We start from the raw sequence: 25,175 nt of genomic DNA, 5'->3' as shown, positions 1-25,175 counted from the left end.
GTAAAACTCCCACCTCAAAATTCAGGTGGAGCAAAGAAGCTAGGTGGGAGATCAACTGCCCGTAAACGCCCGATTGGTTCAACTAATAATCAGTGGGGGATGAACAAAAACCCCCACTGATTAAAGTTTCACTTTATTGTTTCTTGTGAAGCAATATTTTCATTGTTTTGATCGATATTTAACATGAATTTTCGTTGTAACAATTGCAATTTAAAGAGTGTTAAAGGATCATGATAAGTTTCTGGGTTTGTTCTTAGCTTTGTTAATGTTTGCTCATCTTCTTGTATTTCAAGTTGGGCCGCTTCTACGGTTTGTTTCAATATGCTAAGAGGGTCTTTAAAGAACATCATGATATCCCGTTCTAGCGCACCTTCAAATACTTCAAATTGAAGGAAGAATTGTTTTGAAATCATCTGAGCAACTTCTGTATAATCTTCTGTTTCAATATATTGTTTATATTTATTTGATAGCATAGATTGATTTTTTTGCATATTACCGAATAATTTCCCTGCACTCTTTAAGAAAAATTGTGTCGGTGTAAAGCGTAATAAAATATTGATGTTAGCTACTGTAATTCTATTCGTCATTCTTGCAACATCTCTATCCCAGTCATCTAGTAATTTGAAATCACAAGGAAGTTTAATACGCTCTTCCTCATAGAGTTTATTAAAGGTATCGCTCATTTCATCTAAATAAGCTTGAGCTTGAATGAATTCATTATGAGCAGTTTCAATCCATTCTTGAATAGACCCAGTAAATTTAGGAAGAAGCACTTGCTGTACATGTTTTTGAATTCTTTCATTCATTGCTACATTGAGTTCTTCATGGACCAGTTTGAAATCACTATCTTCTTGAACGAGGTCAGAGCAACTCTGCAACAATTCAGGAATTTGAGAATGTATATCCTGCGTAATCTCTTCTTTCGTTAAGAGATAAGATTCTGTAATAGAACGAATTTTATCTTTTTGAATGGCAGTAAGATTATTAATAAAACCATCAAGTTTTACTAAAATATGTTTATTCCAGCGAACGGATTTCACTAACGTATTTTCTAATTCCACACGTTCATTTACAAGGTATGCAATTGTTTTTTGGATAAACCATAATAATTTTTCAATGCGTTCTTTTTCCACGTTACGCTTAGTAAGGTTAGAAAGAATAGAGTCTGTTACGTTACCTAGCTGTTCACTACTCTCTTGTGAAGGAGAGTAAGGGAAAAAGTGTGCTTCTGGGAAATGTACGAGTATTTTCTTTTTAATGCTGTTCGTGATATTTTCACTAGTATTCGTATCAATTGTTTGTAAGACGAATTTAATTTGTAAATTTGGTACTTGCTCACGAATATATAATAATGTATCGAGCTCTTCATCATGTAATGGTGAAGCTGAATTTAGGACATAGATGAGACTATCTGCTGCCTGTAAGTATTCAAAGTGAGAGCTGTTTTTGTCAAGTTGTCCATGCACAGTAGGTGTGACAAGGAATGAAAACTTATTTTTTCGTAAAAATCTACTTGGTAATTTAACTTCAATACATTTTCTTTCTAGTTTTGACTGAGAAGGTACCGCTAGTATGTTATGAAGTTCGTCAAAGTTTGGTATATTTCGTATATCTAGTTCTGTAAGCTCAGTTATTTCAGTTTGACTATCATCTTTAAATGTAATTGAAGTTGTTATAGCCTCATTTAATATATTTTCTCCTAGTATAGAGTTAATAAAGGCTGATTTATCATAATCGCTAGCTCCTGCTACTAGAAGTTGTGTAACAGTTAAATCGTATAACTCACGAACAAGTAGTGTGAATTGATGACCTAAATCTACATCATTCTTCTCAGCCCATACAGCAATCGTTTCAAATAATGCTGATACGTCTGCCATATCAACATTTGCATGAGCTGATGTATTTGAAAGTAAGGCACCTGCGCTTTTTACGAGTAATGATTCTAGAGTTGTCGGTGAAACTTCATTCCATGCTAATACTGCTGCGGATACAAGTAAAGAATCTTCCGCTCTCATTAAACTAAACCAATTTGTTAATAAATCTGGTACAAGTCCTTGTAATTCGTGCATGAAATGTTGTCCAGTAATCAATTCGAAGTACGTCTCTTGATAGCGAGTAGAAATTTCATTCCAATCGTCATGAGCATCTACTTCAACATGTAAGAATAGGTGATTTATTGTTTGAATCCAAGGGAGATGGAATGATTCATTTTCATAGCTGTTCCAAAGTGAGATAACAAGCTCTTTAAATTGAACTTGATCAATTGTATATAAGGCTTTTAAAGATTCATAGAAATACTCAGGTTTAATTTTTTTAGTAAAGCCTCTGTTCACATAATTGATTAAAGTATCGAACCAGTGTAATGATTTTGTTCGAATTCCTTCTTGAACAGCGAGTTCAATAGCATTATTCCAATCTTCTTGTTTTTCATAGAACGATCGAGCGATTGCAGTAATATTTGGATAGTCTGGTTGAAATGCAACAGCCTCGCTAATCGTCTTAAATGCTAGTCCTAAACGATTTTGCTCTATATAAAGGGAAAGAAGTTGTAGGGAAACTTCCATTGTAAGAGTTGTATCTTCTGTTTGGATAGATGTATAAATTTCTTCTGCTTTTGGCAAGAAATCTAATTCGAAATAAGCATCTGCAATATTCTTCATAGCCCAGAGAGCAAGTTCATTATTTACTTTCTCCCATTTGAATATAGCGGCTTCAAAGTCGTTAGTTTGAAAATAAACTTCACCTTGTGCAAAGCGAACATTAGATATATTGGAGAATTCATTCTTTGATTCATTTATATATGCTTCACCGAGTACTTCCGCTACCGGAATGGAAGAGTCTTCTGTTAAAAATGTTTTATAGTAAATCTTTTGGATAAATTGTTTTTCAATGGTCATGTTCGTTCCCCCTGTATAATTTAGAAAAATGATGTTGTATGTAAAAGGGTGCATGTTACTCTAATAGGTAGAAGTTGCATTATATAGACCAAACTATGTTTTTGCTAGATATATCATTTTTCTTGAGAGTTAAACCGTTGCAAAAAGTAACTTCCCTTTATTGTAACAAAAAAATAAGCCTATGAATTTTTATTTTTTTATCTCGCTATTTATAGGCAGTAAGACTCCTACTCCAAAATTGAGCGAATGCAAGGAAGTTAAGTGGGAGCCCTGCTGCCCGTAAAATCCCGATTGGTTCAGGCTAATAATCAGTGGGGATGGATAAAAAACCACTGATTAAATCTCTATTTAAGGAATGGAATAGAAGTAGAGTTCATTATAAAAACAATGTATAGTGAATATGTATACCATGTTTGTCTTAAAGATAGAATGGGCACAATATGGGATAACGATCGTGTATAGGATGTGTCTTCCGAATGGAACAACATATTGGCGAGTTAATCGCACATTATGGATATTTTGGAATTATTATAGCTTTAGCTGGCGGGATTGTTGGATTACCTATACCGGATGAGTTTTTATTGACTTTTATTGGATATAACATTTCAAAAGGAGTTATGTCAGGAACAGCTGCTTTTTTAAGTGGAATGGCAGGTGCAATGCTTGGCATTACATTAAGTTACATATTAGGTTTAAAACTTGGGCTCCCTGTTTTAAAAAAATATGGTCCGAAAGTTAGAATTAAGGAACATCATATTGAAAAAACACATATTTTATTTGAAAAATACGGTCCATTTCTTTTAATGATTGGCTACTTTATACCGGGAGTACGTCATTTAACAGCATATTTTGCTGGAGTTTCAAATTTAACATTGTGGCGATTTTGTTTGTATGCTTACGGTGGTGCACTAATTTGGATAAGTGTTTTTATTGGCTTAGGTTGGAAACTGGGAGAGAAGTGGCGCTTTGTTGAATATAGTTTACATCATTATGGAATATGGATTTTATTAGTTTCGGCAATTGTAATATTGATTGTGTGGATTTACATAAGGAAAAGAAAAAACCGCTAATAATAGCGGTTTTTTTAGCTGAAAGCAATAAATAATACACCAGCTGTAATAAAGACTACACCAATACCGGTCATAAAGTTTAACTTTTCACCTAATATAATCATCGCGAGAATAATGGCAAATACTACACTTAATTTATCGATAGGTGCTACTTGTGAAACTTTTCCTGTTTTTAACGCAAGAAAATAAAATAGCCATGACGAAGCACCAGCGATTCCACTTAATGTGATAAATAGCAGTGCTTTTTTATTTAGGAGGACATCACCGATATTTTGAAATTTACCTTGTATAATAATAACTCCTACCATAAATAATGCCATAATAATAGAGCGAACCGTTGTTGCGACGTTGGCATCGATTCCATCTAAGCCAATCTTTCCGAAAATAGATACGAGGGCAGCAGCAATTGCTGATAATAGTGCGAATAATAGCCATGAACTCATAGTGAAACTCCTCCAATCTTACATTATTATACATAAAAATCATTCTCATGTATAAAAAACGAAATAAACCCCCGCCCTATATTTTTAATAAGGTGGGGGTTTATTATACTACTCTGCTATTTCTTCATATAAAAAGTACGTCACATTATAAATATGCTCTACTTCATCGTCTGTCATAAATAATAATTCGTCACGTTCAATCCCTTTTTTCTTTTCAATAAACTCAATCATGTTTTTTCGTTCTTCTCTTTTCATCAATTTTAATTTCTCCCCTCAATCTGTTTTAATACAGTTTATTTAAGTTACTGCTATTATATAACAGAATCTTTAGAAAGTTCCACCTATTTTATTGTTTTTTTCAGAAGAACCTTTCGACAAAACAAGCCCACCTAAGGGGGCTTGTTTTTATTTTATAGTCGTAAAAACTCGGGCTCGGTCGTACCAGCACTATCGATGTAATAAATTGTATCGGGATTGATTTTTATTAGTACGTAATTAGGGTCTTCCGCACCGAGTAACCAGCGTTTTAAGCTATTAGTCCAAAATTTGTTTTTTAATGTTTGATCTTCTTCGATGGAAGCGATACCTTCAACTTCAATGTAATCTTCATCTAATTTCTTTCCTTCACGTCCAAGTAGTACATGTACATTGGGATTTTTTTCGATATCTGTTATCTTTTTTGAATTTCGATCTGTTGCAACATATAGTACAAAATCTTCGTGGAAAAACATCATAAAGGCGCTATGTGGCTTATCGTTACGTACAGTAGATAATACACCAGTGCGTTGACCTTGAATAATAGTTGCGATTTTTTCTTTTAAGTGCATATTTTTAGCCTCTTTTCATAATTCATAATTTTTTCTGTCTGGACAAGATAATTTAAATATCTTTCATACTGTTTTCTTCAATCCGATTTTTTAAACGTAATTGTGATGAAATCGGACAAGTTAGGAGATGAATAATAATAATATCGAGGAGAAATACATACGATGGAAGGATGAAAAGCATGTTTAATAAAATATTTCTCATAGTAGCGCTTATAGGTGTACCACTTTCTGTAATCGGAAAAACACTTCATTGGCCACAAACTATTATGTTTGCTGTATACTGCATTACTATTATTGCATTAGCTGGTTTTATGGGGAGGGCGACAGAAAGTTTAGCAATTGTTTCTGGGCCTCGGATAGGTGGTTTATTAAATGCAACTTTCGGTAATGCCGTGGAACTTATCATTTCAATTTTTGCACTCCAGGCAGGATTAACAGAAGTTGTTTTAGCTTCCTTAACTGGTTCTGTACTTGGAAACTTATTACTGGTAGGAGGGTTATCCTTCTTTATAGGTGGCCTTAAGTATAAAAGACAAAGTTTCAATGTTTATGATGCAAGACATAATTCAGCTTTATTAATATTTGCTGTTGTCGTAGCCTTTGTTATTCCAGAGATTTTTTCAATGAAGATGGATGCTGGAAAGACGTATCAATTAAGTATTGGTGTTTCTATTATCATGATCATTATGTACCTTGCTGCATTGCTATTTAAGTTAGTTACGCACCGCGGTGTATATCAACATAAGAGCGATGAAGAAGTACATGAGGAGGAGCCTGAGTGGTCGAAAGGTAAAGCGCTACTCGTTTTAGCGATAGCAACAATTGCGGTAGCTTATGTTTCAGAGGCACTCGTACATACTTTTGAAACGGTTGCAAAGTCATTTGGCTGGTCAGAGTTATTTATAGGGGTTATCATCGTTGCGATTGTTGGTAATGCAGCAGAACATGCATCTGCGATTATTATGGCATATAAAAATAAAGTAAATATCGCAGTAGAAATTGCAGTAGGTTCTACATTACAAATCGCCATGTTTGTTGCTCCTGTGTTAGTACTTCTTTCGATGCTTTTTGCACAAAAGATGCCTCTAGTATTTACAATACCAGAACTTGTTTCTATGATTACAGCTGTTTTCTTAACTATCGCCATTTCAAATGATGGGGATACAAACTGGTTTGAAGGAGGCACTTTATTAGCTGCGTATGTCATTATGGGAATTGGTTTTTATTTATTATGAAAAATAGGGATAACAATGCTTCAGAGGGAAAACACTAAATACAGTAATTTATATACCTTTACGTAGGAAGGAGCCAGACAGGTGAAACGAGTATACAGCATATGTCTTTCAACCATGGTCTCGTTTATTTTATTATTTCCTAACAGTAGTTTTGCAAAGACAACGGTAGAAGTAAAAATGCCTTCATCTGTTTTAAATATTTCAAAGGATAATACATTTCCAAATGACGCACAAGATTTACCGCGTTTACAGCCAAGTAAGTTTGCGCAAGAACTATTGAAAACAGCAAATATTAAAATTGAAAACCCAGATTTAATTCGAATGTTTAATGAAACGACAATTTCGAATGCACCGCTTGCAGTAGGGTACCGAGCGAAAATTTATTTAGGACAATGGGCATTAAATTATGAGTCAATAGACACATCGATTAATTGGGAATATAAGCAAGTAAATCGAAATGTATATGATAATCGCGGAGGGGATCGCTTATACCCACTTCGCTATAAGCAAGAAACCCAAAAGACAATCGAAGGTGATTTAACAGCAGATATGAAAGATACTACAGATGTGAAAAAAATGATGCTTCTAAAAGCGCTTGAAAAAGTACAATTGCCACTTTCATTTAAAACAACCATTGGTTATGGTACCGGACATGAGCGTGTTTATAATATTAGTCCAAGTCAACTTGGATATTTATATGCGTATACACCAGCAGTAAATGAAAAAGGAAAAGTAACATTTGGAGAAGTCTACCTTGTGTTAAAAGGGAATCAAAAAAAGCTTGTCGTGAAAAATATTACATCTCAAGGAATCGGAGCCGCTATTCCAATTCATGATCATTTATTTTTTAAATTTGTTTCTTCATCGCATGCACAATGAAATAAAAAACGTCAGCCTATAAGCTGACGTTTTTTATTTATCCCGCTATTTGCGGGCAGTAAAACTCCCACCTCAAAATTCGGCTGGAGCAAAGAAGTTAGGTGGGAGGCCCTGCTGCCCGTAAACTCCCGATTGGTGTGGGCTAATAATCAGTGGGGGATGAACAAAACAACCACTGATTAAAGTTTCACTTTATAACATAATGTTTGATGTTTTTGATAAGAAATCTTCTTTTGGATAGTAGCTATTTTTTACAAGAACGTTTGGTCCAAGGCATTTCACGGCAGGACAATGGCAACTTAATGATTTTGCTGTTTTTGAGTCACACCATTTGTCGTAAGCTTCTTGTAGTGTATTTGTTTGTACATTACCTAGAAGCGGGACATCACCGAAGTCGGTCACGATAATATTTCCATCGAAAATATTTACGTTCAAACGAGAACGACCATCTGGATCATTGCGGACAGTTACATTTTTACTTTCATGTAATTTCTTTAGTGTAGCTAAATCGTGTTCATTATCACTACATGCATAGAAAGGTAATGTTCCGAATAACATCCACACATTTTCATCACGGATCTCTAATAAATGTTCAACTGCATTTCGAATTTCTTCTTTTGTTAAAATTTCAAGAGTGCTAGCGAAGTCACTCGGATACATCGGGTGAACTTCATGACGTTTACAGCCCATTTCTTCAACGATTTGACGGTGAATATGTTCAATATGTGGTAGAGTTCGTTTGTTTAACATAGTTTCGGCTGATACGAGTACACCTGCCTCTGATAGAGCTTTACTATTTGTAATCATTCTTTCAAATAATTTAGCGCGCTGTTCATAAGTAGGCTTACGCTCCATCATTGCAAATCCGCCTTCAACGAAGTCATCGATTGTTCCCCAGTTATGTGAAATGTGCAATACATCTAAGTAGGGAATAATTTGTTCGTAACGTGCTAAATCTATAGTTAAGTTTGAGTTAATTTGAGTGCGAACGCCTCGTTCATGGGCGTATTTTAAGAGTGGTGTTACATAGTTGTCGACGGATTTTTTTGAAAGCATAGGTTCTCCGCCTGTAATACTTAAAGAACGTAAATGAGGAATCTCATCTAATCGTTTTAATAAAAGCTCCATCGGAAGCGGGTTTGGATCTTTCGGCTGTAATGTGTAACCAACAGCGCAATGCTCGCAACGCATATTGCATAACGTCGTCGTTGTAAACTCAACGTTTGTTAATAGTAGTTTGCCGTACTCTTCAAGGTCCATATACGCTTCCCATGGATCGTAAGAAGGAGTAATCGGCTTCATTATTTGTGATATCGTCATATGAAATACTCCTTTGACTATTGAAATAACAATTTGTCCATTCTCTATAATAGAAGAATATGAGCTTTTTATAAAGTGAAACTTTTTTGTGAAAAAAGAGAGAGGGCTTACATTATAATGAATTACTGTGACGAAATTGATGAAATTACATGCCCATAGCAATCATTTTTGCGGTATAATAAAAGCAACTCGAATTAAAAGGAGAGTGCCTTCATGGGAAAAGCAATTCAAGGTAAAGATTCACAACTAGTATATTTGAAAGAACGTTTAAATATGTTCATTGAAGTAATTGATACGATTGAACCAGAAGAGGTAGAATTAGAAGATGTAGATCGTCTTCTTGCAATGTTAGATGAATTAGAACTGAAATGTGAGCAATTTAAAAAAGACGAATAATATATTAAAAAGGCTGCCACTACAAAATTGGCAGCCTTTTTCTGTACGGATAATAGAAGGAATATAGAAAAAAAGGTATAATCAAGTTGTGAAAAATTTCATTTAACCTTTAATGGCGTGAAATAAATAAACAGCTGAAGAGTATAACAATGGAATTTTCATTTCATAACGTTTTGGTAGCGTTCACAATTGAGGGGGAAGTAACAATGGAAAAGCTTCAAGAAAGCATGTATCAACTAATTGTTGAAACGTCAACGAACTTACCGAAAGATGTTCGTCGCGCAATTCAACAAGCGAAAGAACGAGAAAATGCAGGAACTCGTTCGGCGATGGCACTTGGCACAATTACGAATAACATTAAAATGGCAGATGATAATATCTCGCCAATTTGCCAAGATACAGGGATGCCAACGTTTAAAATTTATACACCAGTTGGTGTGAATCAATTAAAACTGAAGGAAGCTATCTATAGTGCGCTTGAGCGGGCGACAAAAGATGGTAAACTTCGTCCAAACTCTGTTGATTCTCTTTTTGGAGACAATAGCGGAAACAATTTAGGACCAGGTACACCTGTTATTAAGTTTGAACAATGGGAAAAAGATTACATTGATGCACGTTTAATTTTAAAGGGCGGCGGTTGTGAGAATAAAAATATTCAATATAGCCTGCCTTGTGAAATAGAAGGACTTGGACGAGCTGGGCGTGATTTAGAAGGAATTCGTAAATGCCTTCTTCATGCAGTATATCAAGCGCAAGGTCAAGGGTGTAGCGCAGGAGTAATCGGCGTCGGTATCGGGGGAGACCGCACATCAGGTTACGAATTAGCAAAAAATCAATTATTCCGTACATTAGATGATGTAAATCCAGTTCCAGAATTACACAAGCTTGAAGAGTATGTATTAGAGAATGCGAATAAGCTTGGCATTGGTACGATGGGATTTGGCGGAGAAACAACTTTATTAGGTTGCAAAATTGGAGTATATAATCGTTTGCCAGCGAGCTTCTACGTATCTGTTGCGTATAATTGTTGGGCATATCGTCGTCTTGGCGTAACAATTCATCCTGAAACAGGTGAAATTATGGATTGGTTATACCAAGAAGGTGAAGATACACTTCAACAAGACGCTGCGCAAGAACAAACAGAGCAGCGTGAAATCGTATTACAAGCTCCAATTACAGAAGAGCAAATTCGTGAACTTCGTGTTGGTGACGTTGTTACAATTAACGGCATGATGTATACAGGACGTGATGCGATTCATAAACATTTAATGGATAACGATTGTCCAGTAGATTTAAAGGGACAAATTATTTATCACTGTGGTCCAGTTGTAGTGAAAGATGAAAATGACAATTGGCAAATTAAAGCGGCAGGCCCAACGACAAGCATTCGTGAAGAGCCATATCAAGGCGATATTATGAAAAAGTTCGGTATTCGTGCTGTAATTGGTAAAGGCGGTATGGGTGCTAAAACATTAGCAGCTTTAGAAGAACACGGTGGTGTGTACTTAAATGCAATTGGTGGTGCAGCGCAATATTATGCTGAATGTATTAAAGAAGTGAAAGATGTTGATTTCTTACAATTCGGTATCCCAGAGGCAATGTGGCATTTACGTATCGATGGTTTTAAAGCAGTTGTAACGATGGATTCTCATGGTAAAAGTCTACATGCTGATGTTGATAAAACATCACTTGAAAAATTGGCGAGCTTTAAAGAACCTGTATTTAAGTAAAGAGAAGTGCATCTCGAATTATTCGAGGTGCATTTTTTTGGTATATATAGAAAAACATGTTCAGCATGAAAGAAAGCAGGGAAACAGAAACTACAGGTACGATTATATATGGAAAGGAGACTATTTATGAAATATAAATGGTTATATATAGGTCTCATTTTTTCAATTATGATGGCACTTGTTCCAGTTTCAGCATTTGCTTATACGAATACACCACATAACTGGGGAATCCCACGTCCTAAAAATGAAACGGTGCCAGATGCAGGGAAACTATATACAGAATTACTACAAAAAAATGGTGGGTTTTATTTAGGAGATACGAAGAAAAAAGATATTTATTTAACATTTGATAATGGATACGAAAATGGATATACAGGAAAGATTTTAGATGTACTGAAGGAGAAAAAAGTACCAGCAACTTTCTTTGTGACGGGACATTATATAAAAACACAAAAAGATTTATTATTAAGAATGAAAAATGAAGGACATATTATTGGTAATCATTCTTGGAGTCATCCAGATTTTACAACAGTAAATGATGCAAAACTTCGTGAAGAATTAACGAGCGTAACGGAAGAGATTAAAAAAGTTACTGGGCAAAAAGAAGTGAAATATGTACGCCCTCCGCGAGGCGTGTTTAGTGAAAGAACGCTAGCGCTTACGAAAGACATGGGATATTATAACGTGTTTTGGTCGCTTGCATTTCTTGATTGGAAAGTAGATCAGCAAAGAGGATGGCAATACGCTCATAATAATGTAATGACTATGATTCATCCAGGATCTGTTTTGTTACTTCATGCAATATCAAAAGATAATGCAGAAGCACTTGCGAAAATCATTGATGATTTGCGCGAGAAAGGGTATCATTTTAAAAGCCTAGATGATTTAGTAAAAAGCAATCAACCGTAAGCATGTATGCTTGCGGTTTTCTCATGCTATAATGATGTGTAAAAAGGATGGGGAAACGTATGTGGAGCGAACATGTTACGTTAGAATATCCGTACCATTTTGAGGAAGTACTAAAGCGTTTATCTTTCGACCCGTTAAACGTTATTCAATTAGACGAGAAAGTAATTTATGTCCCGCTTTTTATAGACGAAGAACAGATTGTTGTTCGTTTGCAAGGGATTGGTACTGTTCAAAATCCACAGTTTTGGATCTCTAGTCAGGCAGGAGATCAAGAGAAAGTAATGAAACGAATGAAATCCATTTTTCACTGGAATGAACCGTTTCAAAATATACAAAATCATTTTTTAAACACATCATTACGTCCACTATTTGAAACATATGCTTATACTCCAATTATTTTAGAATTTGATTATTTCGCTTGTCTTCTTCGCTGTATTATTCATCAACAAATAAATTTGAAATTTGCTACTGTGCTAACAGATCAATTTGTAAAACGATATGGGACAGAGAAGAACGGCGTTTTCTTTTTCCCAACACCAGAAAGAGTAGCAAACATTTCAATAGAAGAATTGAGAGAGCAGAAGTTTAGTCAGCGAAAAGCCGAATATATAGTAGGATTAGCAAAACATATTGTAGGCGGTAAATTAGATTTAGCAAGGATACAAAACGAAACAGAAGAAGAAGTATCGGCACAATTGTTACCAATAAGGGGTATTGGAGCATGGACAGTGCAAAACTTTTTAATGTTTGGGCTTGGTCGGAAAAATATGTTTCCAAAAGCAGACATTGGAATTCAGCGCGCAGTGCAAGGTGTATTTCAATTAGATAATAAGCCTGATGATGCATTTTTAGAAAAAGTGAAACAAGAGTGTGAACCATATTGCAGTTATGCAGCGTTATATTTATGGAAAAGTATAGAGTAGAGGTGTAATAATGATACAAAAGCAACAAGAGAGTAAGTTGGAAGTTGGTCAAACGTTTCCTGTGACAATTAAACGTCTTGGGATTAACGGAGAAGGCGTTGGTTATTTTAAGAGACAAGTTGTTTTCATTCCAGGGGCATTACCAGGAGAAGAAGTTGTTGCTGAAGCAACGAAAATTCAGCGTGGCTTCGCTGAAGCGAAAGTGAAAAAAGTTCGTAAATCCTCACCACATCGTGTGAAAGCACCATGTTCAGTATATGAGGAGTGTGGTGGCTGTCAATTGCAGCATTTGGATTATAAAGAACAATTAAATCAAAAGCGTGATATCGTTGTACAAGCATTTGAGAAGTACATGAATAACAGTCTGGAAGAGAAAATTCGTCCGACGCTTGGTATGGAAAATCCATGGCATTATCGTAATAAAAGTCAATTGCAAGTGGGGCGTAAAGACGAAAAGGTTATTACAGGCTTATATAAGCAAAACTCACATCAGTTAATTGATATTTCTCATTGCATGATTCAACATAAAGCAACGAATGAAGCGACAAAAGTTGTAAGACGTATATTAGAAAAATTAAATGTTTCTATTTACAATGAGAAAAAACAAAAAGGTTTAGTACGCACAATTGTGACACGTACTGCAGTTCAAACAGGGGAAGTGCAAGTCACACTTATTACAACAAAAGAAGAATTACCAAATAAAGATCAATTTATCGCAGAAGTGCAAAAACAAATGCCAAGTGTTAAATCAATTATGCAAAACGTAAACTGGCGTAAAACATCTGTTATTTTCGGTGATAAAACATTTAAATTAGCTGGAAAAGAAGTAATTCAAGAAACACTAGGTGATTTATCATTTGAATTATCAGCACGCGCATTCTTCCAATTAAATCCAGAACAAACAGTTGTTTTATACGATGAAGCAAAAAAAGCAGCTGCTTTAACAGGAAACGAGAAGATTGTGGATGCGTATTGTGGTGTCGGTACGATTGGACTTTGGCTTGCGAATGATGCAGCGGAAGTACGTGGTATGGATGTAATTCCAGAAGCGATTGAAGATGCAAAGAAAAATGCAAAACGCCACGGATTCACAAATGCAAAGTATGAAGCTGGTAAAGCGGAACAATGGTTACCAAAGTGGGTAAAAGAAGGCTGGCGTCCAGATGTCATTGTTGTCGACCCACCGCGTACAGGTTGTGATGATAAATTACTTGAAACGATTTTAAAAGTGAAACCGAAACAAGTTGTTTACGTGTCTTGTAATCCTTCCTCATTAGCACGTGATGTGGAAACATTAATGGAGAGCTATGAAGTGGAGTATGTACAACCAGTTGATATGTTCCCGCATACAGCTCATGTAGAAAATGTAGTGAAACTTGTTAGAAAGTAACATTCAATAAGGATATGTCCCTCACAAAGCAAGAGCTATGTGAGGGTATATTTTATTTAGCGAATGGAAGTAAGGAGAATATAATGAACAATTATAAATTGACGATTCAATATGATGGTGCGCGTTATAAAGGGTGGCAACGTCTTGGTAATAATGACAATACGATTCAGGGGAAAATCGAAAGTATAATATCTGAAATGGTCGGAAAAGAAATTGAAATTATCGGCTGTAGTAGAACGGATGCTGGTGTACACGCTTTGAATCAAGTAGCTAACTTTCAAAGTGATGAGAAGTTAGTAGAACATAAAGTGAAAAAGTATTTAAATCAATATTTACCAAATGATATTAGTATTACGAGTGTAGAAGAAGTACCAGATCGTTTCCATGCTCGTTACAATTCTAAAGCAAAAACATATCTTTATAAAATTTGGAATGAAGAGCATACGAACCCATTTATGCGTAAATACAGCATGCACGTGAATAAACAATTAAATGTGAAAAGCATGAAAGAAGCTGCGAAACATTTAGTTGGTTCACATGACTTCACTGCCTTTTCAAATGCAAAGTCTAAGAAAAAATCTATGGTTCGAGAAGTGTATACACTTGATGTTTCCGAAGAATCAGGATTTGTACAAATTAGAGTAAGTGGTAACGGATTCCTTCATAACATGGTGCGGAAAATTGTTGGAGCATTAATTGAAGTTGGATTAGGGCAATTAGAGGCGGACGCAATTCCAAACATTTTAGAGGAAAAACAACGTAATCAAATTAATTGTCTTGCTGAGGCGAGTGGATTGTATTTGGAGAATGTTGAATTTTAATAATAAGTAAAAAAATCGAGCTGATAAGGCTCGATTTTTTTGCACTCTGAAATTAAGAAGATTTCTCTTTCTTCATACGTAGCTTCAAATTCCAAAAAGCAGCAAGCATAATAGCTGCAAAGGAGCCGCTAATTGTGCCTAAGAGCTTTGCATGAGGAAAGCTGCTCATATCAATGAATAGCATTATACATAGAATGGTAGGGAAAAGACCTAAGTAGTGTAATAACTTCAACTTCTTATCATTACTCATATACATTGCCCCTTTCTAGCATATTATACGTTTATTATAACATATTTTACCAGTTTCTTTACACTTGGAGAAAGATTCATTTCATATGTGTAAGTGCAATTTTTTAATTCGATATTGTAAGTTTTGTCTACTCAATCCTAAAAATTTTGCGGCTTGTGAGATATTACCTTTATTTTCTTTAAGAATTTGATGGATATATTTCTTTTCCATTTCTTCGATTATACGTTTTAAAGTTTGTGGCGTATCAGTATTGTGACTAGTTAGCGGAGTCTGCATATTCAGTTCCTTTTTTGCTAGTTCGCGAAAGTGCGTTGGCATATGGAACGCTGTAATGATATCTTTATCTTCTATTAAGTTCATGGAGCCTTCAATTATATGTTCTAGTTCTCTCACATTACCAGGCCAATCGTATTTATAGAAGAAGTTATTTACGTTTAAATCTACATCTTTTACGCTAAGATCAAATTGGATATTGTATTTTTCAATAAAGTGTTGAACAAGATATGCAATATCTTCTTTTCGTTCCCGTAAAGGTGGAAGACATAAAGTAACAACGCTTAATCGGTAATATAAGTCTTGTCTTAATCGATTGTGTGCTATGGCTTCAAGAGGATCTTCATTAATAGTTGCTATAATACGAACATCAATTTCTTTTTCTTGCGCCCCTCCAATTCTTCGTATTGTTTTCTCTTGTATAGCACGCAATAATTTAGCTTGAAGTGCTGGGCTTAATGAGTTGATTTCATCTAATAACAAAGTTCCCCCATTTGCCTCTTCAAATAAACCAGGTTTATCTATTGCTCCTGTAAAAGCACCTCGATTTGTACCAAATAGTAAACTTTCCATTAAGGTTTCTGGTATAGCGGCACAGTTTTGCGAAATAAATGGTTTTGTTGAACGCTGGCTTTCATTATGGATGCTTTGCGCAAATAGCTCTTTACCGGTCCCTGTTTCCCCGATGATAAGTATGGAGGATGGCGTACGTATCACTCTCTTTGCTTCTGTAATGACCGATTGAATAGCTCTAGAATCACCAATTATGTGATCAAAGGTAAACTTAGTATTTTGTTTTCGAGAAAGGTTCGTTTTCATTGTTTGCTTTAAATGACTAATCTCTTTTGAAATTTCAATAGCGCCTTTAATTTTTCCATTTTCTATTATAGGAAAAGTATCGTTAATCGTCGTAATCTCTTGTCCCTTATTGTTAAAATACGTTTGTTTTATATTTTTGTTTGTTTTTCCAAGTTTTAAAGCCTCTATAAGAGTACTATTTTTATTTTCTTCAAATGCAAATACTTCTAAAGGATTTTTATCTAGCACATCTAAGCGATCCATTGATTCAATTTCCATCATTTTACGGTTATAGATAATCGTTTTACTTTCCTCATTAATAATATGGATCCCGATATCGAGTTCATTGAGTAAAGTTTCGTATAGCACATTCATTTCAATAATCTTTTTAAAATTGATTTCTTCTGTATGCATGTATTATCTTCTCCTCGTTATACCCTATGAAGACTGACTTTTTATAATTTTATTAAAATTCTTATAAAATCGCAAAATTTTTTTGCTATTTTCTCTTAAAAATTTTCAAATGATAGAAAATTTTTGCGGTTATGCAGATTTTTTTCGTAAGAAATCCTAATTTTACATAGGTATTGAGGTTGGTACGTATTTTGCATGAATAGTAGTTAAGATCTCTAAATTTAAAGAGTAGGGGGATTATGAATCTTTATAGTGTATGCAACGTTTCAGTTTCAATTAATAAGAGGGAGGAATTTATAAAGTGAAGACGGTTATAGAAGGCGTGTATAGTCCTTGTTACGGGAAAGTAGAGAAATTATTTGTTACTGAAAGTTCTTACGTATATGAGTGGGAAAAATTAGCGTTAATTGAAACAATAGATAAGCAGCAGGTGGAAATTAAAGTGGGAATCAGTGGTTATATCGAATCATTAGAAGTGGTAGAAGGACAAGCTATCGCTGATCAAAAACTATTAATAACAGTGAGGGATGACCTTTTAATAACAGGTAGTGATTAATATAAGTAGTATGTATTTTTGCTCTTTTAAATAATTATTTTTACTATGAAGAATTTTAAAAACGCTTACATTAAATGGGTTTGCAAAGTGAAAAGGGGGGATTTATATGATGGATCAAAACCAGGGATTAAAAAGAGAATTGAAAAGTCGGCACATATTTATGATTGCACTCGGAGGGGTTATTGGTACTGGGCTTTTTTTAGGATCCAGTTATACAATTCATGAAGCTGGACCTGGAGGAGCGATTGTAGCGTATCTTGTCGGTGGATTTGTTATGTATTTAACGATGCTCTGTCTTGGAGAGTTAGCGGTTGCGATGCCTGATGCAGGGTCGTATCAAACATATGCTACAAAACATATTTCACCTGCAGCGGGTTATGTAGTGGGATGGATGTCGTGGCTAAACTGGACGGCTACGATAGGCATTGAATTAATTGCAGTTAGTATATTAATGAAACGTTGGTTTCCAGATGTATCATCATGGATTTGGTGCGTAGTGTTTGCCGTATTGCTCTTTGCTATTAATGCGTTATCTTCAAGAAGTTTTGCGGAAGTTGAATTCTGGTTTGCAAGTATTAAAGTAATTACAATCATTGCATTTATTATTTTGGGCGGGGCAGCAATGTTTGGTTTTCTAGATATGAAAGGAAATGAACCAGCGCCGATGTTTTCTAGCTTTACTGATTATGGTGGATTGTTCCCAAATGGATTATCAGCCATTTTAGTTACGATGATTGCAGTTAATTTTTCCTTCCAAGGAACAGAACTAGTTGGTATTGCAGCTGGTGAGAGTGAAAATCCAGAGAAAACTATCCCGAAGGCAATTAATAATACAGTTTGGCGCATACTTATTTTCTTTGTACTATCTATTTTTATTCTTGCGGGACTATTTCCTTGGCAGCAAGCAGGCGTGATAGAAAGTCCATTCGTAGTTGTATTTGATAAAATTGGTATCCCTTATGCGGCTGATATTATAAATTTCGTTATTATTACAGCTGTACTATCAGTTGCGAATTCAGGATTATATGCAACTTCCCGTATGCTATGGTCGATGTCTAATCAAGGAATGATTAGCCCGATTTTTGGTGAATTATCTAAAAACGGTGTTCCTATTTATGCATTGATTGTAAGTACGTTTGTAGGGTGTTTCTCATTACTATCAGGTATTTATGCGGAAGATACAGTTTATTTATGGCTTCTTTCAATTGCAGGGTTCGGAGCAATATTAGTTTGGGCATCTATTGCTCTTTCAAATTTATTGGCTAGAAGGACATATTTGAAGCAAGGCGGGGATATTAAGGACTTAAAATTTAAAACACCATTGTATCCATTTGTTCCAATTCTTGCTTTAGTATTAAATTTAACAGTAATTGTAGCTATGGCTTTTATTCCAGAACAAAGAATGGCATTGTATTGTGGTATTCCATTTATGATTGTTTGTTTACTGTTTTATCGTGCTACTAGAAATAAGAGAAGTAAAGTAGAACATATTGAAAAGACAAATACAACCGAATTAGAAAGTTTATAATAGTGATTAATTTGGAGACTGTAAGATTGTAAACAGTCTCTTTTTTTGTGAAAATAAATTTGGAAACATACTACGTATGCAAAGGGGAATTAGCAATGAATCAAGAAGTCTCACAGCTATTAAAACAGATTGATTTACGAAAAGACGAGCTACTAGAACTTACAAAAGCTTTAATTCGCTTTGAAACACCAGCACCACCAGCAAGAAATACAAATGAGGCGCAAGAATTTGTTGCGGAGTTTCTAAAAAAACGAAATTTTAGTATTGATAAATGGGATTTATATCCAAATGATCCGAATGTTGTTGGAGTGAAAAAGGGGACAGCAAGTGAGTCACATAAAAGTCTCATTATTAATGGACATATAGATGTTGCAGAAGTATCAAAGGACGAGCTGTGGGAAACAAATCCGTTTGAGCCGTTTATAAAAGATGGTTGGTTAGTTGGGAGAGGCGCGGCAGATATGAAAGGTGGACTAGCTGGAGCCTTATTTGCTATTCAACTTTTAGAAGAAGCGGGGATTGAATTACCTGGGGATTTAATTTTTCAATCGGTAATTGGCGAAGAAGTAGGAGAAGCAGGGACACTTCAATGCTGTAAACGTGGTTACGATGCTGATTTTGCAGTAGTAGTTGATACAAGTAATTTACATATGCAAGGGCAGGGCGGCGTAATTACTGGATGGATTACAGTGAAAAGCCCACAAACGTTTCATGATGCAACACGTAGACAAATGATCCATGCTGGAGGACGTCTATTTGGAGCGAGTGCGATTGAGAAAATGATGAAGATTGTCCAAAGCTTACAAGAATTAGAGCGTCATTGGGCAGTCATGAAAACATATGAAGGCTATCCATCTGGGACAACAACAATTAATCCAGCTGTTATTGAAGGAGGACGTCATGCGGCATTTATTGCGGATGAGTGCCGATTGTGGATAACCGTACATTTTTATCCAAATGAAACGCATGAACAAATAATAGAAGAAATAGAAGAGTATTTAGGAAAAGTGGCAGCAGCAGATCCATGGTTAAGAGAGAACCCACCACAATTTAAGTGGGGCGGAGAATCAATGATTGTGGATCGTGGCGAAATTTTTCCTTCTTTAGAAGTAGATAGCGAACATGTTGCTGTCAAAACGCTAAGTTCAGTACATGAATCTATTTTATCTAAAAATGCAATTTTAGATATGTCAGCAACGGTAACTGATGGCGGATGGTTTAGTGAGTTTAACATTCCAGCTGTTATTTACGGACCAGGTACATTAGAAGAAGCTCATTCAATAAATGAGAAAGTTGAAGTTGAGCAGTTAATTGAATTTACAAAAGTAATAACAGCGTTCATATATGAATGGTGTCATACAAAAAAATAGATTAGTATATTGAAATTGTACAGGTATGTACTTGTACGCTTTTTTAGTGAACTATTTCAGAGTTGAACATAAACAACTGAAATAGTTCTTTATTTTTCTATGTTTTTCGTTTTATTTCAATTAATTTCTCTTTAGCTAATTCAACGGCAATCGCATCATCTAAATAGCCGATTGGAAAAAGATAATCGGGGATAATGTCTGTTGATAAAATGAAATATAGTAAGGCACCCCCAATAATTGCACGCTCTTCGGTTGAAATGGTTTCTGTACAAAATTGTTGGTACATATTTGTTAATTGCTCAATGAAAGGACCAGAACTATCAATTTGTTCTATTTTACTTTTGAAACTCTCGTGAATACGTTTTTCGCCTTCAGTAGTTTGAGCATAGCGCTCGTAATTTTCAAGTTCTTGTTTTACACGAGTTGTTGTGTATTCGAAGTCGAATAGGTTAGAGGATTGTAATGTTTGTTGAATTGTATCGAGAGATGTGTACATATCTGCTTTTTCCTTATTTATGTGTGGAGAGTTAGGGTACATTTCATCAAGTAATAATTGCGGTGGAACTTGTAGACAGTTTGCGAATTTTTGTAAATGGTTTTGCTTCGGTTGTTGTTTGCCATTAATTATTCTTGAAATTGTTGCAGGATCAATATTTGTAAGTGTTCCTAGTTGGCGCATAGATAGAGCGCGCTCCTTTAACAGTTTCTTTATTAATTTACCGAGCCGCTCATTTGGATTTTCATTGGACATAATGTAGGCACTCCTTTTCTATTGTCTATCGTTGAAAAAATGTTGAGCATTTATTACAAGTATATGAAACAGACAGGCACAGTTGCTCAACATTTTCATAATATGCAACGAAAAGTGAGAAAAGGGGTGACTGTACGATGAGTACGGCAGGTTTATTTTCAATTTTTTTAATCGGGATTGCGTCTAATTTAGATAATGCAGGTGTTGGGATTGCATATGGCATTCGTAAAATTCGAATTTCGTGGCTTAACAATTTTATCATCGCATTTTTTGGATTTTTATTTACTTTACTAGCTGGATTTTTTGGGAATTGGATCGCATTATTTATTTCAGAGTTCACAGCAAACATTATTGGAGCAATCGTTTTAGGAATAATCGGGGTGTTTATTTTATGTCAGCCTTTCTTGAGTCAAAAAGATACCGTAGAATCTAAAGATAGTAGTGTACTTATGGGGGTTTTACGTGATCCAGAAAAAGCAGATTTTGATGGTTCTAAAACAATTAGTTTTTCTGAAGCAATTGTTTTAGGAGTTGCATTGTCCATAAACAATATTGCAGGCGGATTTGATGCTGGAGTAACAAATTTAAATCTTTGGCTTACGGCATGTATTTCTGGAGTTTTTAGTTTTATTTGTATTAGTGGTTTTACGTATGTTGGTAAAAGATTTTTAGCTGAATACTTAGGGAAATGGGCAACTATAATTGCAGGTGTGTTATTAATTCTTATTGGAATTGATCAATTGTTGTAAGAAGGATAGGGAAAACAGTATTCGAGTATTTCCTTGGAAATACACTAAAAAATTGCATATATCGACGTGAAATCTTTTCACGGTAATGAAAGATTGTAAGTATTATACAAATCTTTGGTGTAAAAAGGTTTAAAAAAGTAAAAGCACCTGTATAGGTGCTTTTTAGCGTATATCTTCAATTAGTTGTGCACATTCTTCATCATGCATACTGTACTCACTTAAAACTTGAATACAAAGCCATTTCAGTTCTTCAATACTATGCTCAAGTTCTTCGGGAAGTACATGGTAAATGTCTTCAAGTCCCATTCCGAAATGAATAAGTTCTAATACTTGATCATCGATGTTCCGATCCATTAATAGTTCAAGCACTTCTAAATTGAATATGTATCGGTGAGATTCATCGAGTGAAACAACTTTTAGTTTCAAACTTTCTACAATACTCAATATAAAAAGAAGAATTGTTTTTTCGAGAACAGGTTGTTTCTCCATTTGAAATATGAGTTTCATCTTTTACACCTCCACATACAGCGCTAGGTTGTACTATATTATTCAGGAGGGGGGAGCAAATATGCATAATAAAGAGAACTTTTATTACTGTTTTTTGAATTGTGTTGATGCCTAGTAGAACTGATTTTTTGTGAAATAAAAAATCCTGCCAATATAGCAGGATAACTTCTAAATTAAAACATACTCCAACCTTCTTGGGCAGAAAGTAATTCAAGAATTTTAAAACCAGCGATACTATTTCCGTTTGCATCTAAAGCTGGTCCGAAAATACCGATTCCCATTTCGCCTTTTACGCAGCCGAAAATGCCGCCCGCTACACCACTTTTTGCAGGGATTCCAACACGAATTGCAAATTCACCAGATTCATTATACATCCCGCAAGTAACCATAAATGTTTTACAAATTTTCGTAATATGTTTAGGGATGATCTGTTTCTTTTTATAAGGATCATATCCATCCATTGCAAAGATTAAACCAATACGTGCTAGGTCGATACAGTTAACCTCAATTGCACATTGACGCGTATATAAATCCATAAGTTCTTCAATATCGTTATCGATGATGCCATTTTGTTTCATATAGTAACAAAGTGAACGGTTTAAGTAAGCTGTTTCTAATTCAGAAGTGGCAACTTTAGAAGAATAACTAATAGTAGGATTGTCTGTTATATCACGCACAAATTGAAGAATGCGTTCCATCTTCTCCTCGTTATCATTACCAGCTAGCATACTTGTAATAGCTAATGCACCCGCATTAATCATTGGATTAAGAGGCTTGGAAGAACTTGTTGTTTCAAGCTTAATAATAGAATTAAATGGGTCACCAGTTGGTTCCATTCCAACTTTAGAAAATACATATTCTTCACCACGGTCTAAAAGGGCAAGAGCAAGTGTAATTACTTTAGAAATACTTTGAAGAGTAAATAGTGTTTGTGAGTTACCAGCATGGATATATTCTGTTTCTTTATGGAAAATGGCAATCCCTAGATCATTTGGATTTGCATTTCCTAGTTCGGGGATATAAGTAGCAAGTTTTCCTTTTTTCGTATATGGTTTTACTTGTTCTAACAACTGCTGTAAGTTGTTTGTTTCAATGCACTGCATAGTACCAACGCTCCTATTTCGAATTAACTAAGTTTACTTTTCCCGATATGCTCGGAAATAAATAATAACATGAAAAAGTGGAATGATAAAACGAAAGTTGGATGTTCTATAGTGAGTCTTCAGTTTCGATTATTCCGTGTTATAAAAGGGAAATTTTCCTTTTATATAACAGTTTGGAAATAGGAGATTTATCCATAAAAAGTTCGGAAATAAAAACTACACATCTATACAACTATATGTTATTATGGTTATGTAAATAGAAAGCGTTTTCTAAGGCGTACTTATAATGATAACGATTTCATAAATTTGATAGGGGGAATTAAAATGTTGCAGTTTTTACAACGTATTGGTAAAGCGTTAATGCTTCCAATCGCAGTGCTACCAGCAGCAGGATTATTGCTTCGTTTAGGGCAACCAGATGTATTTGATATTCCTGTTATGGCACAGGCCGGTGCAGCTGTTTTTGATAATTTAGCACTTATTTTTGCAATCGGTATTGCAATCGGTCTTTCAGTTGATGGTAGTGGTGCCGCAGGTCTTGCAGGTGCAATTGGTTATCTGGTTATGAAAAACAGTATTGATGCACTTAGTAAGGGATATTCTGCTGCAGAATTACAAGATAAATTAGGTAAAGTTCAAGATTTAATAGGTAATAGCGCAAATGTAGATCCATCTAAGCTTGCAGATACAATGACACAAGTATCTAAGGCAGCCGAATTATCGACTAAAGTGGATATGAAAGTTTTAGGTGGTATTATTGTCGGTGTTATAGCAGGATTCCTTTATAATAAATTCCATAAAATTAAACTTCCAGAATGGTTAGGTTTCTTTGCTGGAAAACGTTTCGTTCCAATTGTTACATCGGTTGTGATGCTAATATTAGGAATTCTATTCGCACAAATTTGGCCAGCAATTCAAAATGGCATCGATGCATTAGCTCATGGAATTGTTAATTTAGGTGCAATTGGTTCAGGTCTATTCGGTCTATTAAACCGTCTATTAATCCCAATTGGTTTACACCACGTAATGAACACATACTTCTGGTTCGTATTTGGTGACTTTACAAATGCAGCAGGTAATGTTGTAAATGGTGATATCGCTCGTTTCCTTGCAGGGGACAAAACAGCAGGTATGTTTATGACTGGTTTCTTCCCAGTTATGATGTTCGGTTTACCAGCAGCATGTTTCGCAATGATTGCAGCTGCTAAACCAGAAAAACGTAAAATGGTTACAGGTATGTTAGGTGGCCTAGCATTAACTTCATTCTTAACTGGTATTACAGAACCTATTGAATTCTCATTCATGTTCTTATCACCATTATTATATGGTATTCATGCCGTGTTAACAGGTATATCTTTATTCGTAACAACATCACTTGGCATTCACGATGGTTTCACATTTAGTGCCGGTGCAATTGATTACTTCTTAAACTTTGGTATTGCAACAAAACCAGTGTTACTAGCAGGAATCGGTTTAATTTACGCAGCAATTTACTTTGTAGTATTCTACTTCTTAATTAAGAAGTTCGACTTGAAAACTCCTGGTCGTGAAGATGAAGATGAAGATGAGTTAGCTGAAGAGGGTGATGCACCAGTTGCAGGTTCAATTGGTGAAACTTACGTAGCAGCTTTAGGCGGAAAAGAAAACTTAACAGTTATTGATAACTGTGCAACGCGTTTACGCTTACAAGTGAAAGATGCAGGTTTAGTAAATGAACCAGCATTAAAACGCGCAGGTGCAAAAGGCGTTATGAAATTAAGTAACACAAGTGTACAAGTTATCGTAGGTACAAATGTTGAATCTGTTGCCGATGATATGAAAAAACACGTGTAAATAGTTAGATAAGAGGATATCCAAAAAGATTGATAACAACAGTCTTTTACAGGATATCCTCTTTTTTTGTTAATTTTTTAAAGGGAATCTTACTTTTATAAATTTTCTTTTTCTTTTTTGAACATATAGGTTGGTAATATGTTCGGTGCGTGATACAGTAGTGATGACATAAAATGGAGTGTCCATAATCTACGGAAATGATT

At 35.1% G+C, this 25,175-nt stretch carries 24 protein-coding genes; 14 read left to right on the top strand and 10 right to left on the bottom strand.

Annotated elements, in window-relative coordinates:
* Positions 1 to 128: 128 nt before the first annotated feature.
* On the bottom strand, positions 129 to 2,897 hold the full coding sequence (locus B5P42_RS18220) for a tetratricopeptide repeat protein (protein ID WP_113734840.1): 2,769 nt from the start codon (positions 2,895 to 2,897) through the stop codon (positions 129 to 131).
* Positions 2,898 to 3,373: 476 nt separating this feature from the next.
* Here B5P42_RS18220 and B5P42_RS18215 point away from each other — a divergent pair, with 476 nt between their 5' ends.
* Positions 3,374 to 3,967, top strand: a complete 594-nt coding sequence (locus B5P42_RS18215) for a DedA family protein (RefSeq protein ID WP_002029574.1) — start codon at positions 3,374 to 3,376, stop codon at positions 3,965 to 3,967.
* A gap of 14 nt (positions 3,968 to 3,981) precedes the next feature.
* Here B5P42_RS18215 and B5P42_RS18210 read toward each other — a convergent pair whose 3' ends face one another.
* The 3 genes from B5P42_RS18210 to B5P42_RS18200 form a co-directional block, all read right to left on the bottom strand.
* A complete protein-coding gene (locus tag B5P42_RS18210) occupies positions 3,982 to 4,410 on the bottom strand; it encodes an EamA family transporter (protein ID WP_113734839.1) in 429 nt (142 codons plus the stop codon).
* A 108-nt stretch (positions 4,411 to 4,518) separates the two neighbouring features.
* Positions 4,519 to 4,665 (bottom strand): BH0509 family protein, encoded by a 147-nt coding sequence (locus B5P42_RS18205; RefSeq protein ID WP_000817786.1) that lies wholly within the window; start codon positions 4,663 to 4,665, stop codon positions 4,519 to 4,521.
* Between the two features lie 155 nt (positions 4,666 to 4,820).
* A complete protein-coding gene (locus B5P42_RS18200) occupies positions 4,821 to 5,237 on the bottom strand; it encodes a pyridoxamine 5'-phosphate oxidase family protein (protein WP_002140268.1) in 417 nt (138 codons plus the stop codon).
* A gap of 179 nt (positions 5,238 to 5,416) precedes the next feature.
* Here B5P42_RS18200 and cax point away from each other — a divergent pair, with 179 nt between their 5' ends.
* Positions 5,417 to 6,472 carry a calcium/proton exchanger gene (gene cax / locus B5P42_RS18195; protein WP_016103262.1) on the top strand — a complete coding sequence of 352 codons (1,056 nt, stop codon included), beginning with the start codon at positions 5,417 to 5,419 and terminating at the stop codon, positions 6,470 to 6,472.
* An 81-nt stretch (positions 6,473 to 6,553) separates the two neighbouring features.
* Positions 6,554 to 7,351, top strand: a complete 798-nt coding sequence (locus B5P42_RS18190) for a YfkD famly protein (protein ID WP_002125017.1) — start codon at positions 6,554 to 6,556, stop codon at positions 7,349 to 7,351.
* Positions 7,352 to 7,543: 192 nt separating this feature from the next.
* Here B5P42_RS18190 and yfkAB read toward each other — a convergent pair whose 3' ends face one another.
* Positions 7,544 to 8,671 carry a radical SAM/CxCxxxxC motif protein YfkAB gene (yfkAB, locus tag B5P42_RS18185; RefSeq protein WP_002125019.1) on the bottom strand — a complete coding sequence of 376 codons (1,128 nt, stop codon included), beginning with the start codon at positions 8,669 to 8,671 and terminating at the stop codon, positions 7,544 to 7,546.
* Positions 8,672 to 8,884: 213 nt separating this feature from the next.
* On the opposite strand from yfkAB, the gene B5P42_RS18180 reads away from it, so the two are divergent.
* The 6 genes from B5P42_RS18180 to truA all read left to right on the top strand — a co-directional run bounded on the left by B5P42_RS18180 (position 8,885) and on the right by truA (position 14,840).
* Complete coding sequence (locus tag B5P42_RS18180) at positions 8,885 to 9,067, top strand: SE1561 family protein (RefSeq protein ID WP_002010264.1); 183 nt, start codon at positions 8,885 to 8,887, stop codon at positions 9,065 to 9,067.
* A 206-nt stretch (positions 9,068 to 9,273) separates the two neighbouring features.
* On the top strand, positions 9,274 to 10,797 hold the full coding sequence (gene fumA, locus B5P42_RS18175; protein ID WP_088293327.1) for a class I fumarate hydratase: 1,524 nt from the start codon (positions 9,274 to 9,276) through the stop codon (positions 10,795 to 10,797).
* Between the two features lie 126 nt (positions 10,798 to 10,923).
* Positions 10,924 to 11,706, top strand: a complete 783-nt coding sequence (pdaA, locus tag B5P42_RS18170; RefSeq protein ID WP_088031664.1) for a delta-lactam-biosynthetic de-N-acetylase — start codon at positions 10,924 to 10,926, stop codon at positions 11,704 to 11,706.
* Between the two features lie 59 nt (positions 11,707 to 11,765).
* The gene (locus B5P42_RS18165) at positions 11,766 to 12,629 is read left to right on the top strand and encodes a DNA-3-methyladenine glycosylase family protein (protein WP_050000837.1); all 864 of its coding nucleotides are present in this window, start codon (positions 11,766 to 11,768) and stop codon (positions 12,627 to 12,629) included.
* Between the two features lie 10 nt (positions 12,630 to 12,639).
* Positions 12,640 to 14,019: a 23S rRNA (uracil(1939)-C(5))-methyltransferase RlmD gene (rlmD, locus tag B5P42_RS18160; protein WP_002029595.1), complete on the top strand. Its 1,380-nt coding sequence runs from the start codon at positions 12,640 to 12,642 to the stop codon at positions 14,017 to 14,019.
* 83 nt (positions 14,020 to 14,102) lie between these two features.
* A complete protein-coding gene (truA, locus tag B5P42_RS18155) occupies positions 14,103 to 14,840 on the top strand; it encodes a tRNA pseudouridine(38-40) synthase TruA (RefSeq protein ID WP_002125027.1) in 738 nt (245 codons plus the stop codon).
* A gap of 52 nt (positions 14,841 to 14,892) precedes the next feature.
* Here truA and B5P42_RS18150 read toward each other — a convergent pair whose 3' ends face one another.
* Together B5P42_RS18150 and B5P42_RS18145 are read right to left on the bottom strand one after the other, a co-directional pair.
* Complete coding sequence (locus B5P42_RS18150) at positions 14,893 to 15,090, bottom strand: hypothetical protein (protein ID WP_002140273.1); 198 nt, start codon at positions 15,088 to 15,090, stop codon at positions 14,893 to 14,895.
* An 81-nt stretch (positions 15,091 to 15,171) separates the two neighbouring features.
* Positions 15,172 to 16,575 carry a sigma-54 interaction domain-containing protein gene (locus B5P42_RS18145; RefSeq protein WP_060749409.1) on the bottom strand — a complete coding sequence of 468 codons (1,404 nt, stop codon included), beginning with the start codon at positions 16,573 to 16,575 and terminating at the stop codon, positions 15,172 to 15,174.
* 301 nt (positions 16,576 to 16,876) lie between these two features.
* Here B5P42_RS18145 and B5P42_RS18140 point away from each other — a divergent pair, with 301 nt between their 5' ends.
* The 3 genes from B5P42_RS18140 to B5P42_RS18130 all read left to right on the top strand — a co-directional run bounded on the left by B5P42_RS18140 (position 16,877) and on the right by B5P42_RS18130 (position 20,029).
* Positions 16,877 to 17,131, top strand: a complete 255-nt coding sequence (locus tag B5P42_RS18140; RefSeq protein ID WP_002010281.1) for a biotin/lipoyl attachment domain-containing protein — start codon at positions 16,877 to 16,879, stop codon at positions 17,129 to 17,131.
* 106 nt (positions 17,132 to 17,237) lie between these two features.
* Positions 17,238 to 18,659, top strand: a complete 1,422-nt coding sequence (locus tag B5P42_RS18135; protein ID WP_113734838.1) for an amino acid permease — start codon at positions 17,238 to 17,240, stop codon at positions 18,657 to 18,659.
* A gap of 47 nt (positions 18,660 to 18,706) precedes the next feature.
* Positions 18,707 to 20,029, top strand: coding sequence for an acetylornithine deacetylase (locus B5P42_RS18130; protein ID WP_113734837.1), 1,323 nt, complete (start codon positions 18,707 to 18,709; stop codon positions 20,027 to 20,029).
* 97 nt (positions 20,030 to 20,126) lie between these two features.
* On the opposite strand, the gene B5P42_RS18125 is transcribed toward B5P42_RS18130, so the two are convergent.
* The gene (locus tag B5P42_RS18125) at positions 20,127 to 20,780 is read right to left on the bottom strand and encodes a helix-turn-helix domain-containing protein (protein WP_113734836.1); all 654 of its coding nucleotides are present in this window, start codon (positions 20,778 to 20,780) and stop codon (positions 20,127 to 20,129) included.
* A gap of 137 nt (positions 20,781 to 20,917) precedes the next feature.
* Between B5P42_RS18125 and ytaF the strand changes: the two genes are divergently transcribed.
* On the top strand, positions 20,918 to 21,529 hold the full coding sequence (ytaF, locus tag B5P42_RS18120; protein ID WP_002091150.1) for a sporulation membrane protein YtaF: 612 nt from the start codon (positions 20,918 to 20,920) through the stop codon (positions 21,527 to 21,529).
* Between the two features lie 162 nt (positions 21,530 to 21,691).
* On the opposite strand, the gene B5P42_RS18115 is transcribed toward ytaF, so the two are convergent.
* Together B5P42_RS18115 and glsA are read right to left on the bottom strand one after the other, a co-directional pair.
* Positions 21,692 to 22,036, bottom strand: a complete 345-nt coding sequence (locus B5P42_RS18115) for a DUF3969 family protein (RefSeq protein ID WP_002125038.1) — start codon at positions 22,034 to 22,036, stop codon at positions 21,692 to 21,694.
* Between the two features lie 173 nt (positions 22,037 to 22,209).
* On the bottom strand, positions 22,210 to 23,139 hold the full coding sequence (glsA, locus tag B5P42_RS18110) for a glutaminase A (protein WP_002029606.1): 930 nt from the start codon (positions 23,137 to 23,139) through the stop codon (positions 22,210 to 22,212).
* 324 nt (positions 23,140 to 23,463) lie between these two features.
* Here glsA and nagE point away from each other — a divergent pair, with 324 nt between their 5' ends.
* The gene (nagE, locus tag B5P42_RS18100; RefSeq protein ID WP_088031659.1) at positions 23,464 to 24,972 is read left to right on the top strand and encodes an N-acetylglucosamine-specific PTS transporter subunit IIBC; all 1,509 of its coding nucleotides are present in this window, start codon (positions 23,464 to 23,466) and stop codon (positions 24,970 to 24,972) included.
* Positions 24,973 to 25,175: the final 203 nt, after the last annotated feature.

Origin of the sequence: Bacillus sp. SRB_331 (assembly GCF_003264175.1) — a bacterium.
Lineage (GTDB): Bacteria > Bacillota > Bacilli > Bacillales > Bacillaceae_G > Bacillus_A > Bacillus_A mycoides.
This window is presented reverse-complemented; position numbering and strand designations above follow the sequence as displayed.

What these genes read in the sequence shown, in the direction of transcription:
- B5P42_RS18220 (WP_113734840.1), bottom strand. Translation starts at nt 2,897, where the DNA reads ATGACCATTGAAAAACAATTTATCCAAAAGATTTACTATAAAACATTT.
- B5P42_RS18215 (WP_002029574.1), top strand. Translation starts at nt 3,374, where the DNA reads ATGGAACAACATATTGGCGAGTTAATCGCACATTATGGATATTTTGGA.
- B5P42_RS18210 (WP_113734839.1), bottom strand. Translation starts at nt 4,410, where the DNA reads ATGAGTTCATGGCTATTATTCGCACTATTATCAGCAATTGCTGCTGCC.
- B5P42_RS18205 (WP_000817786.1), bottom strand. Translation starts at nt 4,665, where the DNA reads ATGAAAAGAGAAGAACGAAAAAACATGATTGAGTTTATTGAAAAGAAA.
- B5P42_RS18200 (WP_002140268.1), bottom strand. Translation starts at nt 5,237, where the DNA reads ATGCACTTAAAAGAAAAAATCGCAACTATTATTCAAGGTCAACGCACT.
- cax (WP_016103262.1), top strand. Translation starts at nt 5,417, where the DNA reads ATGTTTAATAAAATATTTCTCATAGTAGCGCTTATAGGTGTACCACTT.
- yfkAB (WP_002125019.1), bottom strand. Translation starts at nt 8,671, where the DNA reads ATGACGATATCACAAATAATGAAGCCGATTACTCCTTCTTACGATCCA.
- B5P42_RS18180 (WP_002010264.1), top strand. Translation starts at nt 8,885, where the DNA reads ATGGGAAAAGCAATTCAAGGTAAAGATTCACAACTAGTATATTTGAAA.
- fumA (WP_088293327.1), top strand. Translation starts at nt 9,274, where the DNA reads ATGGAAAAGCTTCAAGAAAGCATGTATCAACTAATTGTTGAAACGTCA.
- pdaA (WP_088031664.1), top strand. Translation starts at nt 10,924, where the DNA reads ATGAAATATAAATGGTTATATATAGGTCTCATTTTTTCAATTATGATG.
- B5P42_RS18165 (WP_050000837.1), top strand. Translation starts at nt 11,766, where the DNA reads ATGTGGAGCGAACATGTTACGTTAGAATATCCGTACCATTTTGAGGAA.
- rlmD (WP_002029595.1), top strand. Translation starts at nt 12,640, where the DNA reads ATGATACAAAAGCAACAAGAGAGTAAGTTGGAAGTTGGTCAAACGTTT.
- truA (WP_002125027.1), top strand. Translation starts at nt 14,103, where the DNA reads ATGAACAATTATAAATTGACGATTCAATATGATGGTGCGCGTTATAAA.
- B5P42_RS18150 (WP_002140273.1), bottom strand. Translation starts at nt 15,090, where the DNA reads ATGAGTAATGATAAGAAGTTGAAGTTATTACACTACTTAGGTCTTTTC.
- B5P42_RS18145 (WP_060749409.1), bottom strand. Translation starts at nt 16,575, where the DNA reads ATGCATACAGAAGAAATCAATTTTAAAAAGATTATTGAAATGAATGTG.
- B5P42_RS18135 (WP_113734838.1), top strand. Translation starts at nt 17,238, where the DNA reads ATGATGGATCAAAACCAGGGATTAAAAAGAGAATTGAAAAGTCGGCAC.
- B5P42_RS18125 (WP_113734836.1), bottom strand. Translation starts at nt 20,780, where the DNA reads ATGTCCAATGAAAATCCAAATGAGCGGCTCGGTAAATTAATAAAGAAA.
- ytaF (WP_002091150.1), top strand. Translation starts at nt 20,918, where the DNA reads ATGAGTACGGCAGGTTTATTTTCAATTTTTTTAATCGGGATTGCGTCT.
- B5P42_RS18115 (WP_002125038.1), bottom strand. Translation starts at nt 22,036, where the DNA reads ATGAAACTCATATTTCAAATGGAGAAACAACCTGTTCTCGAAAAAACA.
- glsA (WP_002029606.1), bottom strand. Translation starts at nt 23,139, where the DNA reads ATGCAGTGCATTGAAACAAACAACTTACAGCAGTTGTTAGAACAAGTA.
- nagE (WP_088031659.1), top strand. Translation starts at nt 23,464, where the DNA reads ATGTTGCAGTTTTTACAACGTATTGGTAAAGCGTTAATGCTTCCAATC.